This window comes from Streptococcus sp. CCUG 71758, assembly GCF_011714815.1.
Classification (GTDB): domain Bacteria; phylum Bacillota; class Bacilli; order Lactobacillales; family Streptococcaceae; genus Streptococcus; species Streptococcus halitosis.
In genome coordinates this window covers 302,315-322,250 of record NZ_RXXO01000002.1, presented here as the reverse complement: position 1 = coordinate 322,250, position 19,936 = coordinate 302,315, and the positions used below count along the sequence as shown (strand labels likewise).

13 protein-coding genes are annotated in these 19,936 nt (G+C 40.9%); 3 read left to right on the top strand and 10 right to left on the bottom strand.

Annotated features, from left to right (window positions below):
* Positions 1-40 precede the first annotated feature (40 nt).
* A complete protein-coding gene (locus EKB01_RS05075; RefSeq protein ID WP_167265910.1) occupies positions 41-1,525 on the top strand; it encodes a DUF1846 domain-containing protein in 1,485 nt (494 codons plus the stop codon).
* A 134-nt stretch (positions 1,526-1,659) separates the two neighbouring features.
* Here EKB01_RS05075 and EKB01_RS05070 read toward each other — a convergent pair whose 3' ends face one another.
* From EKB01_RS05070 to EKB01_RS05050, 5 genes are read right to left on the bottom strand one after another with little or no spacing between them, the layout of a single operon-like run.
* Positions 1,660-2,691: a HAMP domain-containing sensor histidine kinase gene (locus EKB01_RS05070; protein ID WP_167265906.1), complete on the bottom strand. Its 1,032-nt coding sequence runs from the start codon at positions 2,689-2,691 to the stop codon at positions 1,660-1,662.
* Positions 2,658-3,356: a response regulator transcription factor gene (locus tag EKB01_RS05065; RefSeq protein ID WP_167265903.1), complete on the bottom strand. Its 699-nt coding sequence runs from the start codon at positions 3,354-3,356 to the stop codon at positions 2,658-2,660. Before EKB01_RS05065 ends, EKB01_RS05070 begins: the two co-directional genes overlap by 34 nt.
* A gap of 12 nt (positions 3,357-3,368) precedes the next feature.
* Entirely contained in the window at positions 3,369-4,091 is a 723-nt protein-coding gene (locus tag EKB01_RS05060) for a lantibiotic ABC transporter permease (RefSeq protein ID WP_167265900.1), read from the bottom strand.
* Complete coding sequence (locus EKB01_RS05055) at positions 4,091-4,879, bottom strand: lantibiotic ABC transporter permease (RefSeq protein WP_167265897.1); 789 nt, start codon at positions 4,877-4,879, stop codon at positions 4,091-4,093. The genes EKB01_RS05060 and EKB01_RS05055 overlap by 1 nt, the downstream gene beginning before the upstream one ends.
* 1 nt (position 4,880) lies before the next feature.
* Positions 4,881-5,588, bottom strand: a complete 708-nt coding sequence (locus EKB01_RS05050; protein ID WP_000400162.1) for an ATP-binding cassette domain-containing protein — start codon at positions 5,586-5,588, stop codon at positions 4,881-4,883.
* Positions 5,589-5,883: 295 nt separating this feature from the next.
* On the opposite strand from EKB01_RS05050, the gene EKB01_RS05045 reads away from it, so the two are divergent.
* Positions 5,884-6,366, top strand: a complete 483-nt coding sequence (locus EKB01_RS05045; protein WP_000032556.1) for an S-ribosylhomocysteine lyase — start codon at positions 5,884-5,886, stop codon at positions 6,364-6,366.
* A gap of 59 nt (positions 6,367-6,425) precedes the next feature.
* Here EKB01_RS05045 and EKB01_RS05040 read toward each other — a convergent pair whose 3' ends face one another.
* The 3 genes from EKB01_RS05040 to pflB form a co-directional block, all read right to left on the bottom strand.
* Entirely contained in the window at positions 6,426-8,531 is a 2,106-nt protein-coding gene (locus EKB01_RS05040) for an ATP-dependent Clp protease ATP-binding subunit (protein ID WP_167265893.1), read from the bottom strand.
* A gap of 450 nt (positions 8,532-8,981) precedes the next feature.
* Positions 8,982-13,091, bottom strand: a complete 4,110-nt coding sequence (locus EKB01_RS05035; protein WP_167265890.1) for an FctA domain-containing protein — start codon at positions 13,089-13,091, stop codon at positions 8,982-8,984.
* A gap of 318 nt (positions 13,092-13,409) precedes the next feature.
* Positions 13,410-15,725 carry a formate C-acetyltransferase gene (gene pflB / locus EKB01_RS05030; RefSeq protein ID WP_033583856.1) on the bottom strand — a complete coding sequence of 772 codons (2,316 nt, stop codon included), beginning with the start codon at positions 15,723-15,725 and terminating at the stop codon, positions 13,410-13,412.
* 237 nt (positions 15,726-15,962) lie between these two features.
* On the opposite strand from pflB, the gene dinB reads away from it, so the two are divergent.
* Positions 15,963-17,024, top strand: coding sequence for a DNA polymerase IV (gene dinB, locus EKB01_RS05025; RefSeq protein WP_167265887.1), 1,062 nt, complete (start codon positions 15,963-15,965; stop codon positions 17,022-17,024).
* A 33-nt stretch (positions 17,025-17,057) separates the two neighbouring features.
* Here dinB and EKB01_RS05020 read toward each other — a convergent pair whose 3' ends face one another.
* Both EKB01_RS05020 and EKB01_RS05015 read right to left on the bottom strand, forming a co-directional pair.
* On the bottom strand, positions 17,058-17,903 hold the full coding sequence (locus tag EKB01_RS05020) for an undecaprenyl-diphosphate phosphatase (protein ID WP_033583860.1): 846 nt from the start codon (positions 17,901-17,903) through the stop codon (positions 17,058-17,060).
* Between the two features lie 61 nt (positions 17,904-17,964).
* Entirely contained in the window at positions 17,965-19,857 is a 1,893-nt protein-coding gene (locus EKB01_RS05015) for a DUF2207 domain-containing protein (protein ID WP_109289635.1), read from the bottom strand.
* Between the last annotated feature and the right edge of the window lie 79 nt (positions 19,858-19,936).

Genomic DNA, 19,936 nt, shown 5'->3' with positions numbered 1-19,936 from the left:
CTTCCAATTTTTTATTATAATAGAGGTCAGAGGTAAAAAAATGAAAAAACAAGCTTTTAGTTCTGAACAATATTTGAATCTACAGCGCGACCACATTTTGGAGCGCATCAACCAATTTGACGGCAAACTCTATTTGGAGTTTGGTGGCAAAATGTTAGAAGATTTCCACGCTGCTCGTGTCCTTCCTGGTTATGAGCCTGACAATAAAATCAAGCTCTTGCAAGAATTGAAAGAGCAGGTTGAAGTTGTGATTGCCATTAACGCAAGCAACATCGAGCATTCTAAAGCGCGTGGCGACCTAGGCATTTCTTATGACCAAGAAGTTCTTCGTTTGATTGATAAATTCAATGAATTAGGAATTTTTGTTGGTTCCGTTGTCATCACACAATACGCTGGCCAACCCGCTGCAGATGCCTTCCGCAACCAGTTAGATAAAAACGGGATTGATTCCTATCTTCATTATCCAATTAAAGGATACCCGACGGATATGGACCACATCATTTCTTCTGAAGGTATGGGGAAAAACGACTATATCAAAACCAGTCGCAACTTGATCGTCGTGACGGCTCCTGGACCTGGTTCTGGAAAATTAGCAACTTGTATGTCCAATATGTACCACGACCAACTTAATGGCATCAAGTCTGGTTACGCTAAGTTTGAAACCTTCCCAGTTTGGAACCTGCCCCTTCATCATCCAGTCAATTTGGCCTACGAGGCTGCAACCGCAGACCTTGATGATGTCAATATGATTGACCCTTTCCATCTCCAAACCTACGGAGAAACCACTGTCAACTACAACCGTGATATTGAAATCTTCCCAGTACTTAAACGTATGTTGGAACGTATACTTGGTGAATCTCCATACGCTTCACCAACAGACATGGGTGTCAACATGGTTGGTTTCGCTATTACAGATGATGAAGCTGCTATCGAAGCTTCAAAACAAGAAATCATTCGCCGTTACTATCAAACAGTTCTTGATTTTAAAGCTGAAAAAGTCGGAGAAACTGCTGTCAAGAAGATTGAACTGCTCATGAACGACCTCGGCATCACACCTGCAGACCGTAAGGTTGCTGTCGCAGCACGTCAAAAGGCGGAAGAAACTGGCGGACCTGCCCTAGCACTCGAATTGCCAAATGGGGAAATCGTCACTGGTAAAAACTCAGAACTCTTTGGTCCCACAGCTGCTGCCTTGATCAACGCTATTAAGAAATCAGCTGACATTGCTAAGGAAGTGAAACTCATCGAGCCTGAAGTTGTCAAACCAATTCAAGGTCTTAAAATCAATCATCTAGGTAGCCGCAATCCTCGCCTCCACTCAAATGAAATCCTGATTGCTCTTGCAATCACAGCTATGGAAAATCCTGACGCTGCGCGTGCCATGGAGGAACTTGGGAATCTCAAAGGAAGCGAAGCTCACTCAACCATCATCCTGACCGATGAAGACAAGAATGTCCTTCGCAAACTAGGTATCAACGTAACCTTTGACCCATTCTACCAATACGATCGCTTGTATCGCAAATAAATAAACAAGGCTGGACAAAAACTCCATTTGAAAGAAAAATCCAGTAAATCTTTACATAATAAAAAAATCAAACGCATAATATCAAGTCTTTTGGACACTTGGTATTATGCGTTTTTATGATTTTCCATTCTCATTTATTTCAATGAAATTGTCAACTCGACACAGGCTCCTACTTGGTCTGGATTGAGCAGGGTCAGACGACCACCGTGCAAGAGAGCTACTTGCTTAGAAAAGGCTAAGCCGATTCCATGATGGGGATTAGCTGAATTGCGGCTTTGGTCACTCTGATAAAAGAGCTGTTCTGCTCCCAGCAGCATCTCCTCTGAAAATGCAGGGCCGTTGTTCCAGATAGCAAAAACCAACTGGTCCTGCTGCACTGATACCGTCAGCTTCACTTCCTTTTGGTCCTGATTAGCATGTTCAAGCGCATTCAGTAAGATATTGAGCAAAGCCCGCTTGAGATAGTCCAAATGAATGGACAATCTCAAGCTAAGATCACAATCTTCTTGGAGATAAAAATGATAGCTTTCCTGTTTGCTGAACAGTGTCCAATCGTCCTGGAGATAAGCCAAAAAGTCCCCTAAGGAAAGCTGAATGAACTGATTAGAATCAATCTGAAAAGTCTTAGCGTAATCAATCAAAGAGCCACAATACTCTTCCATCTTGTGACTAGCCTGCAAAATCTCAGCAGCATAGTCTGCCTGTGGATGGCCCAACTGCGCCAATTCCAAGAGCTCAGCGTTCCCTTTAATCACAGTTAGGGGCGTCTTCAAATCGTGCGATGTCGCTGATAGCTGTAAAATCAACTCCTGATTATGCTGCTGCTCTCTTTCTAGAAGACGAGCATTTTCTTGGTGGCTGCTCCGTAAATCGCTATAAACTTCTAGCATTTCCTCAATCCGAAAAAGCTGACTTTGATTTTCTTCTAAAAGCTTCTCGCTCTTTATCATTTTTATTTCCCTGTCAATTTTTCGGAGCAATTTCAAAATATGATAAAAAGTAATCAGCAGCAAGCTCCCCGCCCAAAAGAACAAGGTGAAAATAACGTGATCACTTCCTTGCGTAAATTCATAGCCTATAAGCACAAAAATCAAAATATGGAAAAAGACGATTTTTAAACTGGTTGTCCAGACTAGGCTTTTGAAATTTCGGGTTCTAATTGCCATCTATAGCCTACTCCTCTCACTGTTGAGATTGCTTGCAGCCCTTCTTGTTTGCATTTTTGACGAATCTGATATACGTATTCTGAGATGGAGCGAAGCTGTGTTTCTGAACTTTCTGGGTAAAGCAAGGTATGCAGGCGTTCAGCCGAAAAGGTCTGCTTGGGATTGCTAGCTAGTAAATGCAGTAACTTAAACTCTCGCTCTGAGAATTTCAATACTTTACCAAAACAGATAATTTCATAGCGCTCTGGATAAAATTGACAAGAAGCAATTTCAGAGTATCGCTCCTCCCGTCTTTCCTCCCGCCGAAGATGAGCTCTGACACGCGCCAGCAATTCTTTGGTTCCAAAAGGCTTGACAATATAGTCATCTGCTCCGCGAAAGAGTCCTTCCACCTTGTCCGCCTCCAATTCCTTAGCCGTCAAAAAGATGATCGGACACGAAAGATGAGGACGAATGTAGGAACACAGCTCAAAACCGTTAACAGGCTCCATCATCACATCCAGCAGAATCAAGTCATATCCGACAAAATGCGTCAGCTCTAGGTCTTCTATCCGATCAAGCGTCGTCACATCATAAGCATCTAGCTCTAGGACGTTTTTTACTAGCTTCAAAATGCTCCGGTCGTCATCAACTACCAAAATACGATACTGTCTCATGAGTTCCATTATAGCATACCTCTAGCGAACATCTCGTTTCAAGGTTAAAAATATAGCAGAGCTCCAAACCAAAGCTAACCATAAAAGCTGTATCCCCAGCCCTGAGAGATCTATTGAATGCTGAAGACCTTCATACTCAAAAAGATTTAGCGTAGCTAGATCGGGCAGGTATTTTGCTTCCTTGATGAAAGTTGCCAATAAACGGCTAAGACCAATCAAGAGAGGAAAGAGCACCGACACCGGCACAACCCAAGATTGAAAGAGAAAAGCGAGGCCGGCAGTTAAAAAAGCCAGAAAAATATTGCTGAGAAGACCAAAAGAGCTGTAATAAAGAAATTTCCCTAGTAAGGACCATCTAAAGCTTAGGTCAAAACGAGCCAGCATAACAAGGAAACAACTGCCTATCATGACACTGTAGAGAACCAAGAGCAGCAAGTCCAGAAAAAGGAATTTCCCAGCCAACCAAGCCTTTCTATTTGATACGGTTAGAAAATTCGTTCGCATCCCAGACTTGACAAACTCTTGGGCAAAATAGAGAGAAGTGAAGATGACAATGACAGGCTGCGCCAGATAGAGGGCATGCAAAACCTCGCTCAGAGCCTTCGTCTGACCAACTGCTGTCTGACTATAGTTAAGATTCATCAGGAAAAAAGGAACGACTACCAGAACCACCAAGGCTGCACCAAGAGCGAGATAGTAAGAACGGAACTTAATCCATTCACTTCTAAGCAGAGCTTTTATCATCAGTATCGCCCTCCTAAATCCGTCTTCAAAAAGCGCAGAGAAGCCATGCCGCCGATGACTAGCAACCATGCACCAAGTATCAACAGCCCTTGCAAGGGATTGTTAGCATATTGGGAAGTTGGCGTTGCAACAAATAACTCTCCTGCGGGCTGTGGCAGATAAGCTCCCCAACTCGTATGAGCTGCCAGGTAGTTTCCCAGATTATAGAGCTGGGGCACAAGAAAGAGTAAGGGAAGCAACATCGTCCGCCCAAGCAATCCCAATAAAAAGGACAAGAGACCTAGCAATGCAGTAGCTAGTGCCTTCCATAAAAGATGACTCCAGGCAGCTTGATTAAGTAAAATTGGATGTAGCCCTTCTTTTCCTAAAGCCAAGTGCATGACAATATAGCTCAAATAAATGGATAACAAGCTAATGATGAGTGAAAACAAACCAAAGGTCAATATTTTCCCCATAAGTAGCTTCAAGCGGTTATTACAAGCCAATAGACTGGTTCGCAAGCTATGAGACTGAAATTCTGTTGCTCCCAAAATTCCAGCTAAGATGACTAAAACCATACCACCCATAGAAGCGCCATTAAGACCTAGATATTCAAGCGGATCAATAGCTTCTGCCAGACCGGGAACCGTCTCAGGTGTGGCATCCAAGCCGACAGATAAATACTGACGTCCCTCTAGCCATGACACAACAGGTACCAATAACACCATAAAGACCACACTTACCCTGAAAGCCTTGGTTGATTGGATTTTCAACCACTCTGAATGCAATAAGGACATCGTCTCTTTCATCTTAAACCTCCTCTGTTAAGTCGAAGAAGAGCTCTTCTAAACTATCTGTTCCTTGTAATACATCTTCTAGCGTTCCCTGTTCGATAATTTGCCCATGATGAATCAAGACTACATCATCTGTTACCATTTGTACCTCAGACAGAATATGAGAGGATAGAAGGACGGTTTTCCCTAAATCAGCCTGCTGGCGAATAAACCTTCTAAACCACTTAATCCCACTTGGATCCAGTCCATTGGTCGGCTCATCTAATATTAAAAACTGGGGATCACCTAGTAAAGCTACTGCCAACCCCAGGCGCTGCCCCTCTCCTAGAGACAGGCTTGATAAGAAATCCTTTTTCTTATGAGCGATCCCAGTCATATCCAATACCTCATCAATCCGAAACTTCGGAATAGCATTACTTGCAGCAATAATATGCAGATGGTCGTAAACCTTTCTATTTGGCAGACCTCCAATACCGTCAAAAGCTGCACCTACTGTTTTGAGAGGATAAATCATTGACTGATAGGTTTGCCCATCAAAAGTCGCAGTTCCTGCTGTCGCCCGATCTAAGCCCAAGAGAATCCTCAAGGTCGAGCTTTTTCCTGCACCATTATGTCCTAGAAAAGCCGTAATGCGACCACTCCTAGCTGTAAAAGAAATATCCTTTAAAATTTGCTTGTCTCCATATTTTTTAGAAACACGATCAATTTTTACAATATGTTCCATACTGAACTCCTTTGTCTTTATTTTCTCCAGTATACCCAATCTAGTTCAGAATTAGTTCAGAGATTAAACAGAAATTTCAGAAAAAGTTGATCCAATTTTCAAAATTCACCTTAGTTCCACTAGAAAAACTAAACTTTTCTTTCACAAGGTATTCTTCTCTCCATTCTTTCTTTATAATTCTGAGGTTTATGTATAGAGACTTTATTATCATTCTAGTACCAAAAAGTCATTTATCAAACTCCATCAACAGCACCCTTTATGTTATAATGAAAGAAGAAAACTGAAAGGAACTACCATGTCAAAAGAAGTTATTGTTGAAAGTTTTGAACTTGACCACACCATTGTTAAAGCCCCCTATGTTCGCTTGATTGGGGAAGAAACCGGACCAAAGGGAGATGTCATCTCCAACTTTGATATTCGCTTGGTACAGCCAAATGAGGACTCTATCCCTACCGCTGGCCTTCACACTATCGAACACCTCTTGGCAAAACTCATCCGTACCCGCATTGACGGCATGATTGACTGCTCACCATTTGGTTGCCGCACAGGCTTCCACATGATTATGTGGGGACGCCATACTAGCGCTGAAATTGCGGCCGTTATCAAGGATTCGCTCAAAGAAATTGCTGAAACCACTACTTGGGAAGATGTCCCTGGAACAACCATCGAATCTTGCGGAAACTACAAGGACCACAGCCTCTTTTCTGCCAAAGAATGGGCGAAACTCATCCTGGAACAAGGAATCTCAGACGATGCCTTTGAGCGCCATATCATCTAAACACAAAAGGAACTAGCTTTTTAGCTAGTTCCTTCTTTTTTTATTCTCAAAATCTTGAGTTAGGCTTTTTCACGAATAACCAAAACGCCATCTTCCATATCTGCTTCCAAATGTTTAGCATCTAGATGATCCAAGTGGAAGTCCGTCACCTTATCACGGATTTGTTGTTCAACCACGCGACGGAGCGGACGAACACCCATAACTTCGTCATAGCCTTCTTCTGTGATAAAGTCCTTAGCTGCTTGGCTAACTTCCAAATCAATGTCTTTCTTAGCCAAGGTTTGGTTAACTTCAGCCAACATCAAGTCCACAATCTTAGAAAGGTCTTCCTTATTCAAGTGTGAAAACTCGATAACTGCGTTAAAGCGGTTAAGGAATTCTGGACGGAAGAAGGGTTTCAAACGATCCATCAATTCTGGTTTATCCGCATCTTCTGTCAAGTTAGCTTCATAGCCAAATCCAGCATTTGATGTTGCGATAATGACAGTGTTCTTGAAGTTCACTGTATTTCCTTGACCATCAGTCAAACGACCATCATCCAAAACTTGGAGGAGAAGGGTGATTACTTGAGGATCAGCCTTTTCAATTTCGTCCAAGAGAATGATAGAGTATGGATTACGACGAACACGTTCTGTCAAGGTATTGCTATTGTCATCATACCCAACATAACCAGCTGTTGTACCGATTAACTTAGAAACAGCTGTACGGTCACTATATTCGGACATATCCAAACGAATGATAGCGTCCTTAGTTCCAAACATATCGAGCGCCAATTGCTTAGCAAGTTCTGTCTTACCAACCCCAGTAGGCCCTACAAAGAGGAAGCTACCAATTGGGCGATTGCCTTCATCAAAACCAGCACGGTTACGACGGATGGCACGAGCGACAGCTTCTACCGCCTTATCTTGGCCAATAACCTTGTGTTCCAAGCGATGAGCCATATCTTTCAAACGTTCGATGTCTGATGCTCCCATTTGTGACACTGGAATACCTGTCATTCGTTCCACAGATTCAGCCACATCGTTGACACTTGCAGTCACCTTCATATCTTCTGTGTGGTTTTCGATTTTTTTCTCCAATTCTGCAATGCGTGTTTTGGCATTAAGAGCTGCTTCAAAGTCTTCTGCCTCAACTGCTTTTTCTTGCTTGTCTTTTTCTGCCTCAATTTCACGTTCAACAGCATGCACATCTGTTACAGGATGTTGAGCTGCCAAGTGAGCAGCCGTTACATCGACAAGGTCGATAGCCTTATCTGGCAAGCTACGTTGAGGAATGTATTGGACAGAATAATCAACTGCTGCTTTCAAGACTTCGTCTGGCAAAATGACATTGTGGTGTTGTTGATAGAGATCACGAATCCCTTGAAGGATTTTAAAGGTATCCTCTGCTGAAGGAGCATTGACCTTCACTTCGTTGAAACGACGAGCAAGAGCTGCATTTTTCAAGATGGTGTTACGGTATTCGTCTTGAGTCGTTGCCCCAATAACGATCAACTCACCTCGAGAGAGAGCTGGTTTGAGAATATCTGCAAGCCCTTTAGATCCGCTGTCTCCACCAGTGCTACCAGCACCGAGAATTTGGTGAATTTCATCAAAGAAGAGGATAATATTTCCTGCTTCTTTTACTTCATTGACTAAGTTGTGAACATTTTCTTCAAAGCTACCACGGTATTGAGTACCAGCCTCAAGACCTGAGATATCAATAGAAATAATTTCCTTGTTCTTAATAGCAGCTGGAACATCTCCGTTCACAATGGCTTGTGCTAGACCTTCGACAACGGCTGTCTTACCAACACCTGCATCTCCGACCAGAACAGGATTATTTTTCGTACGACGTGAGAGGATTTCAGCTGTTTCTTGAATTTCCTTGTTTCGTCCGATAACAGGATCCAACTTGCCCTCACGAGCTTCTGCTGTCAAGTTACGACCTAGCTTAGCAAGGACACCGTCTTGTTTCATACCTGAAGCGTGTTGTTGCATTTGTCCATCAACTTCTGCATTTCCCGGCAATTGACCAGTTGCACGATAGTGAGCAAATTCCTCAGGTGTCACTTCGCGTCCATTAATCAAGTAGCGACGGTTCTCAGAACTGTATCCTCGCATACCACCCATCAATTGGTTAAATAAATCATCCATGTTGTTAAAGTTATTAAAGTTGTTGTTCATATTCTTTACCTCGTTTATTCTTAATTAGATGCGATCTCTGATATTGACTATCTTTGACCTTTGTTTTAAAAAATTTGGATTAGCTATCTAGCTACTCTACGTATAATTTCTGGTTTTTCTTTTTTAAATAAGCCTTTTATCATCTTCTTTTCAAAGTCTGTTCGATTCAACACAGGCCTCACCCCTTTCTAGGGTATCTATCGTACATTTTCAAGAAATAGAATCATTGAAAATGAAGTTTTTAAGGAATTCATTTTCCTTATGTTCCTACTATATCACATTAGTCAGTAAAAGTCAATAGTTTTTTGACCAAATTTGACTATTTTTAAAAAAATTTTTTGAAGTACAAAAAAGCCCCTAGAAAACGAATTTTCTAGAGACTTTCTCTATCAAGTTTAAGAGAGAAGTAGAATTCTCACTTACCAAGTTTCATGTTTCTTCTATGAAAGCTTAAGCTTTACGTTTTACGAAGAATACCAATCCACTCAATGCCAAGACTACAAATCCAAGCGCAGAAAGGATAGAGGTTGCTTCACCTGTGTTTGGAAGTTCAGCTTTACCTTTATTCTCAGTAGCTGGGGGTGCTGGTTTCGGATCCTCCTTTTGTCCTGGATCAGTTGGTTCTGTTCCTGGAGTTGGATTTGTTCCTGGATCAGTTGGTTCTGTTCCTGGAGTTGGATTTGTTCCTGGATTATTTGGCGTTGGATCTGGTGTTGTTCCTGGATTATTTGGAGCTGGATTTGGATTTGGTTCTGGTGTTGGTGTTGGAACAGTGTATTTATTTGTAAATACAACTTCTTTACCATCGGCATACGAAACCTTTGCAGTCAAGAGACCTTGATCATCCGCAACTACAGTGACTGTTACGGTATGCTCAGTCTTATCGTATTCAATCCCCTCTTCAGTACCAACTTTTTCAACCAAGGTATAAGTATGAGTACCTGCTTCTTCGAATGAACGAACAAAAGCTACTTTACCTTCAGCAGTATTCTTAGCTTCTGCTACAACGGCGCCTTTCTCTTTCAATTCGAAAGTATAAGCATCAGCCGCAAGTTCTTTACCTTCAAGTTTCTTAGTTGCTTCAATCGTCGCTTCTACCGCTGGTGCTTTGAAGCTATTCTTGAAGACATTACCTGCTGGATATTCAACAGCTGCCTTCAAGGCGTTGGTTGCTGCATCTTTGGTTACTGTTACCTTTGCAGTCTTTTCTGTATCGTAAGTAATACCAGTTGCTCCAGCATTCACTTCTTTTACAGTATAAGTATGAACACCTTCTGCATCATAGTTGATTGTATTAAATGTTACTTTCCCACCTTGGTTTGTTTTTGTATCAATTTTTTGTCCATCTTTGTACAATTCAAATTGGAACTCACCATCAACCAAAGTACGACCAGTCAATTCTTTCGTAAATTCAAGTGTTGCTGATGTAGCTGTTGGCGCCGGTGGAACTGGTGCTGTATAAGTATTTGTGAAGACCCGTTCTGTATCCGCATCTTCTACAGTCGCAACCAATTGGCCTTTACCATCATCCGCAACAGTGACGAACACTTCATACGCATTTTGATCATAAGTGATTGTTTTATCGTCACCAGCTTTTTCAGTAATAGTGTAAGCGTAATCGCCTGCTGCTGAGAAAGTGACGTTGAAGACAACTTCTCCTGAGGCAGTATTCTTAGCCGTTGCTACAAGGTCTGAACCTTCTTTCAGTTCAAATGTGTAAGCATCAGCTTCAAGCGCTTTTCCTTTCAAGACTTTCTTAGCCTTGATTGTAGCCTGCGCAGGTTCCGCTTTATAGTCATTAACGAAAACTGGTGTTTCACTTGTAACTGTCGCGACAAGTTGACCTGAGCCATTATCTTTCACTTCTACAGTTACTGGATGTTCTGTTTTATCATAGGTTACACCAAGTTTATTGCCAACCTTTTCTGTAATAGTATAGTTATATACTCCTGCTGTCGAATAGCTAATTTCAGAAAAACGAATCAATCCGCCAGCAGCATTCTTTGCTGTCGCAACAACCTTGTCACCCTCTTTCAGTTCAAACTCAAACTCATCTATCTCTAGCTCTTTACCATTCAAAACTTTTTTAGCTTCAATAGCAATTTTTGCTGGAGCTACTTTATAAGCGTTGGTGAAGGTTGGGTTGTTACCTGTAACAGCTGCCTCAAGTTGACCTTGACCGTTATCTGTAACGTTTACCTTAACTTCGTGTTTAGCAGTATCGTATGTCACACCTTTTTCACTACCTGCTTTTTCTGAGATAGTGTAAGTGTGGTCGCCTGCTTCATTGTATTCGATTTCTTTGAAAGTAACAGTTCCATCTGCAGCATTTTTAGCTGTCGCAACGACTTTGTCACCTTCTTTTTCTTTAAGTTCGAATTCGTATTTATCAGCTTCAAGAGCTTTACCATTCAAGACTTTAGTAGCCGTGATAGTAGCTGTTGCTGGAGCTGCTTTATAGGTGTTGGTGAAGGTTGGGTTGTTACCTGTAACAGTTGAAACAAGTTGACCTTGGCCGTTATCTGTAACGTTTACCTTAACTTCGTGTTTAGCAGTATCGTATGTCACACCTTTTTCACTACCTGCTTTTTCAGTGATAGTGTAAGTGTATTCACCTGCTGTTTTGAACTCGATTTCTTTGAAAGTAACGGTGCCGTCTGCAGCGTTTTTAGCTGTCGCAACGACTTTGTCACCTTCTTTAAGTTCGAATTCGTATTTATCAGCTTCAAGGTCTTTACCATTCAAGACTTTCTTAGCTGTGATAGTTTCTTTAGCTGGAGTTGCTTTATAGGTATTAGTGAAAGTTGGTTCTGCAGATGTGACAGTTGCTGTTAAAACTCCACTTTGGAAAGTTGCTGCTACAGTAACTTCCTTGGCTTCTGTATCAAATGCAACGCCTGCAACTGCTGTTGAAGTGTCTTCTTTGATGATGTAGTGATAAGTTCCCGCACCTTTTACCTGGAGATTCTCAAAGGTAATAGTCCCATCAGCTTTTGATTTTGCTGTAGCTACAGGATCCTTCAAGTTCTCTGCAGTAAACAGGTTAAAGGTAAACTCATCTGCTTTTGGAAGTTTATCTGTACGTCCTTCTACAACTTTCTTAGCCGTCACATTGAATACAGCTGGAACAGGTTCGTCTTTAAGATGAATAGTAGAACCCGTAGCACCGAGTTTGACTGTATACTCTTTTTCATCTAGTTTATAACCTGCTGGAGCAGTCTTCTCTTTGATCTTAAACGTTTTACCTTCCCATTTCTGATCATAAGTTTTCGTAAGCGCTACTCCTTTTTCATTCGTAGTCACTTCTGTTGTTTCACTTGCATCATCTGCTGCTGTCACAGTATATACCGCACCCGAAACCGGAGCAAGAGTGAAGGCATCAGTCTTATGAATCTTAATTTGGTAAGCAGTAGATGCTACAATCGTACCAGAAATCAAAGATGTCGCCTCAGCTGTCATATCAAGTGCTCCCGGACGACTTGTATTCTGTGCTAATTTAGTCCCGTCAGCCAATGACAGAGCAACCCTATTTCCTACTTTACTTCCATCATTAGGAGTTGTTGTGTTATAAGACACTATATAAGAGGTCGTTCCATCTTTAAAAATGATATCGAATGAAGTATAGTTTTCGTTCCACGAAACGGTATAGTCTTGTCCCTCCGTTAACAATACTGCATCATCTGGAACAGCAGAAGTCCCAACAGTGATATTTGCCTTATACACTTCTAGAGTCTCAGGAATATACTGTGCAGGAGTGTAACTAGTATCATCATTTGGTATAGTATCATGTAATACAATATTTTGTCCTAAGTCTTGTTTCTCTGTATTTACACGTACACGCCAGGTAGACCATGCATCTCCCTTGCTAACCGAACCAATCTCAGCCAGTTTTGGAGAGTTCCAATTTTCAAGGGCAGCACGACCCCCAATTTTAGCATAATTTTCAGTACCAACTTTGGGACCATCGATTGTTTTTGATGAATAAATGTGAGTCACTTCTTGCTTCAATGAGGATGAATTAAAATTAATGCGGGTTTTATTCTGATCCTTTAAGAATCTAAAAGTAACAGAAAAATTCCCTGACACATCCTTTACCTTATCTCCACCAGTTTTAGCCAAGTATTTATCCAGGTTCTTCAAGGTTATCTTTGCCTTGCCACCTTGGTCATTACCATTTGATGTGACTACTGCCTCTCCTATAGCTACTTGAGTAACCGGATCAATTAAATCCTGACTCCCTTCATAAACTGCCATAGGAGCAGGTATATCAAAGGTAAAATAATCTCCATTATTCAAATGTTCATTATACTGTTTGAGATCAAAGGTCACGCGAAGCTTATATGCTAAATTCGTACGAAGCGAGAAATCTCCTTCTGAACTCACATTTTGCTTAGTATCTGAAGCATCTAACAGATCAATACCTGTAATGACTTGTGTCAATTCTTTTGAAACAGGATTATCTGCTTTAACAATCCCTACCAAAACAGATGCTAGAGCTAAAATAGCAAAAGCTAACGCAGAAAATTTAGAAAGCATGTTTAACGCTTTGCTTTTCGACATCTCTTCTCCTCTTTTCTATATGAAATTTTTATTTCTAATCTCCCTAAGAGATTACATCATACCATTTTGACAACCCCTATCACTAACTAGAGTTTATCCATTATATTATAACATCTCAATACAATCTATTCAAGTTTAATAACTAGAAAATATATTTTTATAAGATTTTATTATATTATTCTCTCGAATTTCAACACATTGTCACCAGAATTAACAAAATCTCTTAGTATTTTTCATATGATATGTCGAAAATTTATCTTTTAGATATAGAAAAAAGCCAGTCCTATAGACTAGCTTTTTTTCCATTCTAATTGAATCTTAGCTCAATGCGTCATCCATTGAAAGAACTTCGTGGAAGACACGTTGTGTCAATTCAGTTTTTTGTTCTGGAGTGAGGTATTTAGTGTTTACACAGTATCCTGAGATACGAACGATGACATCTTCGCCATTCATAATCTTGTCATAAACATCTTTCAAGTCCATTACGTTCAAGTTACAGTGTTGTCCACCGTTTTCGAAGTAACCATCAAGGATTGTTACCAAGTTGTCCACTTGTTCGTCACGAGTTTTACCAAGAGCACGTGGAGAAACTTGAGTTGTCAATGAGATACCGTCAGCTGCGTAACCAAAGTCTAGGCTAGCAAGTGAGTTCAAGTTTTGCAACCATCCACCTTTAGCTTTGTTAGATGGGTTAGCACCTGGTGAGAAGAATTCAAGTTTAGACAAGTTCACAGAACCATCTTCGTTGAGGTATACGCCTTTGTGGACTGGTGAGTTACCAGTTTGTTTAGAGTAAGCAACGTTAGATGTGATGGTCAAAAGTGATACTGTGGCTTCTGCGTTCTTGTAGAGTTTGTGGCTACGTAGACGAGTTGTGTAAGCTTCGATCAACCATTCTGCCAATTCGTTTGAGCGTGGGTCATCTTCACCCCAACGTGGGTATTCACCGATTGTTTCGTAATCGTAGATGTAGCCATCCTCATCACGGATTGGTTTAACGGTAGCGTATTTGATTGCTGACAATGTATCAACAGTGTTGGCAAATCCACAGATACCGAATCCCATGTTTGCACGTTGTTTAGTTGGCAAGAAGGCCATTTGAACAGCTTCGTAGTTGTACTTATCAGTCATGTAGTGGATGATGTTCAAAGCATCTACGTAAGTGTCAGTCAACCAGTCAAGAGATTTTTCAAAGTTAGCTTTAACTGATTCGAATTCAAGAACTTCGTCACGGATTGGTTCGATGTCAAATACCTTGTAGTCTTTGTGAACATCGTCGTAACCACCGTTCAAACCAGTAAGAAGGGCTTTCAATACGTTAACACGAGCACCGAAGTACTGGATGTTGTGACGTTGTTCTTCATTTTCTGGGTCAAGTGGAGATACACAACATGAGATACAGCTCATTTCACCGTATCCGTCTTTAGCCATTGTTGTAACACCTTCATATTGGATTGAAGAGTGTTTGTGGCTCATGTGCATACAGTAACGACGGAAGCTATAAGGTAATTTGTCAGTCCAAAGAACTGTCAAGTTTGGTTCTGGAGAGTTACCGATATTGTCAAGAGTATTCAAGAAACGGTAGTCCATCTTAGTAACACGGTGACGACCGTCGTTACCCATACCAGCCATAGAAGTTGTGATGAAGGTTGGGTCACCTGAGTACAATTGGTCATAAGCTTTTGTACGAGCAAATTTAACTGTACGAAGTTTCATAACGAAATCATCAACGAATTCTTGGATTTCTGATTCAGTAAATGTACCACGAGCAAGGTCACGTTCTGCAAAGATATCGAGTACGATTGGCACACGTCCTAGAGATGTTGCAGCACCATTGATAACACGGCAGACAGCCATGAAGGCGATGTTCACCCATTGGATCGCTTCTTTGACGTTCATCGCTGGTTTGCGAACGTCAACACCGTAAAGGTCACCCAAGCGAACAACTTGTTGCAATGCTTGGTATTGAAGGTTTACTTCTTCGCGAAGACGGATTGTTTCTTCATCAATTTCTTTAATTGCATTCCAATCGTTTACTTTTTCTTGCATCAAATAATCTGCACCGTAAAGAGCAAGACGTGCGTAAACACCAATGATACGTCCACGAGAGTAGGCATCTGGAAGACCAGTTACAGTGTGAGCGTGACGAGCACGACGGATGTTTGAAGTGTAAGCACGGAAAATACCGTCGTTAACTGTTGTTACGTATTTTGTGAAGATTTCGTGAACAGCTGGATCTGGTTCGTATCCATTTTCTTTTAAAGTAGTTTCAGCCATACGGATACCACCTTTTGGCATGAAGTTCAATTTGAAGAGTTCATCGTTTTGGATACCAAAAATCAATTCGTTTTCTTTGTCGATAAATCCAGCAGGAATATCAGCAATAGATGTTGGACGAGTGTCCATTGGGAAACGAGTTTCTTCGTAATGTGCTTTTGTTTCTTCTACGATTTTTTTGATGTGAAGTGAACGTTCTGTTGGTCCAGCAAGGAAACTTTCATCTCCATCGTAAGGTGTGTAGTTAGCTTGAACGAAGCGAGAAATACTTGCTTTTTCTTTCCAATCTACGCCTTTGAAGCCTTCCCAAGCTTTATCAAAAATATCTTGCGCTTCAACAACTGTCTTAACAACCATGTTAATGTCCTCATTTTTCTTTCTAGTAACAACTATCTGTTACATTCATAAATCAAGTATACCACACAGTAACCGATTTCAACAAGAAGAAAACAGCCTTTTTAGCGCTTTCTTTTATAATACAGGCTGCTTTTTGATATTATCTGTATTATATTTTTGAAAGTTAGACTACTCTTTTCCATTTTTTCAGAAAAAACGGTATAATGAGAAAGAAAATACGGCTAGAAAGGAAGCTAAATGCTTATATTTCCATTGATTAATGATTTGTCTAGAAAAATCATCCATATCGACATGGATGCCTTTTTTGCTGCGGTGGAAATCAGAGATAATCCTAAGTTAAAGGGCAAACCTGTCATCATCGGGAGTGACCCCAGACAAACAGGTGGACGTGGTGTCGTTTCTACCTGTAGCTATGAGGCGCGAGCTTTTGGTGTTCATTCAGCCATGAGCTCTAAAGAAGCTTATGAGCGCTGTCCCCAAGCTATCTTTATCTCAGGAAATTATGAAAAGTATAAGACTGTGGGACTTGAGATTCGTGCTATTTTTAAACGCTACACTGATTTGATTGAACCTATGAGTATTGACGAGGCATACTTGGATGTAACGGAAAATAAACTCGGTATCAAGTCAGCTGTCAAAATAGCCCGTCTCATCCAACAAGATATCTGGCAGGAGCTACATCTGACTGCTTCTGCAGGCGTCTCTTATAACAAATTTTTAGCTAAAATGGCTAGTGACTATCAAAAGCCACATGGTTTGACAGTCATCCTCCCAGATCAGGCTGAGGATTTTCTCAAACAAATGGACATTGCTAAATTTCACGGTGTGGGCAAAAAAACAGTTGAACGGCTTCATGAAATGGGCATTTATACTGGTGAAGACTTATTGGACGTCTCAGAAGTCACTTTAATCGATCGGTTCGGCAGACTCGGTTTTGACCTTTATCGAAAGGCAAGGGGCATTCATAACTCACCGGTCAAGGCCAATCGTATTCGTAAGTCCATTGGCAAGGAAAAAACCTACGGAAAAATCCTGCAAGTAGAAGAAGACATCAAAAAAGAGCTGACTCTTCTCTCAGAAAAGGTAGCTCACAATCTCAGCACGCAGGAAAAAGCTGGAAAAATCATTATCCTTAAAATACGATATGCTGACTTCTCTACTCTAACTAGACGAAAAAGCCTCCCACAAGCAACACAGGACGCTAGTCAGATTTCTCAAACTGCCCTTCAACTCTACGAAGAACTAGCTGAAAAAGAAAAAGGCGTTCGTCTACTAGGAATTACAGTAACAGGATTTTAAAAAGCTTGAAGGAAGATTCCCTCAAGCTTTTTCTTATACAAATAAACGCACAAAACTATAGAGCAACAAGACACTACCGAGTACGATACGGTATTTACCAAAGAGTGTAAAGTCGTGCTTCTTCACATAGCTGGTCAAGAAGCGAATAGCAACCATGCTGACCGCGAAGGCTACTCCCATAGCAACCAAAAGCAAGAACAGTTGTCCAAAACTCAAGAGTTGACCTGCTTTTATAAATTTGAAAATTTTTAAAGCACTAGCCCCAAACATAACAGGAATTCCGAGGTAGAAGGTAAACTCTGTTACGACTGAGCGACTCGTTCCATTTAACAAACCACCGACAATCGTCGCACCTGAACGGCTCGTTCCTGGGAAGAGGGCGAGGACTTGGAAAAGTCCGATATAGAGAGCTGTCTTGTAGGGAAGCTTTTCAAGTTCTGTAACTGTTGGTTCAATAGCTTGTGCCTTGTTCCGTTTTTCAAGATAGATAAAGGCAACCCCATAAATAATCAACATGATCGCAACTGATACCATATTGTGAAAATGAGTATCAAACCAATCATCCAGCTTAAAAACTAGCAATAAAGGCAAGGTCGCAACGAGGACTTTTGACCACAATTGCCAAGTTCGACGGACTTCTGCCTTATTTTTACCAGGTTTGAAGGGATTGAGCTTGTTAAAGTAAATCACCATAACCGCTAAGATAGCACCGAGCTGAATAACAACATTAAACATGGACATGAAGGCTTCATTTTGGTCCTTGTATTGTACAAATTCTTCAACCAAGATCAAGTGACCCGTACTTGAAATGGGCAACCATTCTGTAATTCCTTCAACAATCCCAAAAAAGATCGACTTCAAAATTTCAATAAGATACATGTATTACTCCTTTTTCTGTCCTCTATTATAGCATAATTTCGGATTCTGCGATAGATTTTTTCTAGAAGGCGCCGATGCTACCACCGCCTCCGCCTCCTGAGAATCCTCCACCCGAAGAACCACTTCCAGAAGATACGGAGTAATTGCTTGCTGTATTTGCAATACTAGCATAGTGGCTCATTTGAGCAGTTGAATGGTAAAACATATTGTGCCAGCCATAAGCTACATAAAGATTGATATCTGGGTTCTCGACCTGAATCTGATAAGATCTCATCAAATGGCTCACCTTGTCCGCATAACCAAATAAAGTAGCATAAACAAGGAGACGATTCCAAACAACAATACTTTCTAATACTGCCTTGTCTAGATGGGCGATATCGCGAAGCATGTTTTCAAAACTAGTCCAGAGATAGTATGCTTCTAGTCCATCTTCATTTAAAACACCATCACGAGTATCAAATCGGGTCGTCCAATAATAGACGGCAGCTAACATCAAGCCCACAAACCCAAGGATAGGAAGTGGCAGAGAAAGATACCCGTGAGCATCCAAACTATACAAGAACCAGCCAAAACCAACGAAAGCAGGTAAAATCGTAAAGACACCTATCGTCAATCGCAGGATTTTTTCTCCATTACTCAGTGAACGATAATAATCTGGAAGTTGCAAAGAGGAAACCCGCTTTCTCACTCCATCCTGCATCTGCTTCAGAGCTTGCTCAAAAGACGACTTAAGTTTACGTCCTGTTTTCTGAATTCGTTTTTCATCAGCTGCTTTTGCACCTTGGTAAAGACTAGTTGACACTTGGTAATCTGCAAACAAATCTGAAACAAGCACTTCTTCTCTTCCTGAAAAGGCCAAATTAAGGCAATCCTTTTCAAAACTTGCCAATCCCTTTTCTTTTACGGCTTTTAAACGAACTTCATCTCCATTTGAGATGATTGAAACATTTCCACGGTCGATCACATCCAATAAAGTTGCCTGAACGAGTTGGTCAAAGGTGAACTTCCCTCCTCCTTTGGTCAAGGGACTGACTTCCTCTAAAGAAGTGGAGTAAACAGCTTCCGATAAAACCATCGGTTCTAAGTCCATTGGCGGTTCATAGAGACGGTGATTTTTGGCATATTTCTTCGATGGGGAGGTTTTTCTTCTATAAATGCAGTAGAAAATAACACTAAAGACTAAAGAAAGCGAGAGTAGCAAAGGGATGACCCACGTAACCAGAGCTTTACTCTGAGCTTTTTCAGCAGTAATGGATTCCTCTATTTTTTCAAATTCTGCTAAACGATTGCCCTTCAATCCCTGATCCAAAGCAGTTTCAAAATCTTTTCTAGGCCAATAGGCATGCAATTCAACTCCACGCTGACGAGGTAGGTTCTGCAAATGAACACGATAACCACCACCTGTCTTCTCTACCTTGCCCTCTGTAAAGAGTTTCCCTGTATGAAAGAAAAGTTTTTCAGCTCCATTAAAGCCCGTTACCCGAAACTCAAAATTTTCGATAGGTTCTGAACTATCCGTCAAGGGTTGCCAATTAAGTTCCGCGATATCATCATATAGAAATAGGAGGTTTTTTAGTTGCCATGTGATTACCACTTCAACGGTATCCCCTTCTTGGCCTGGATTATACACTTTTACAGTATAACCTTCCGATTCTTCTATCACTTCACTATTGACATTCTCAATGGCGCTAGCATTTTTCCATACCTGAACCTTCGGACTGGGATCTATTTCAAAGCCCTTTGGCATCTTACCAGAACGGCCAAGTCCTACTAGTTGTCCATTAAAGTCTTCATTAAAATAATAGACTACTTTCTCCCTAAATTCTGCCGTATTATCTGCATGAATATTCAAATCACCCTGATAGGATAAGATATCAAAGTCTACTGCAAAAACTAGGCTCGGTATAAATAATAAACAAGCAAATACCAAAGTCACCAACCATCTTTTTTTCATAATTGATTCCCTTTCAATCTTTTCACCATTATATCATTTTTTATAAGTAAAGGCTTACTTGTATTGAAAATCTCACCAT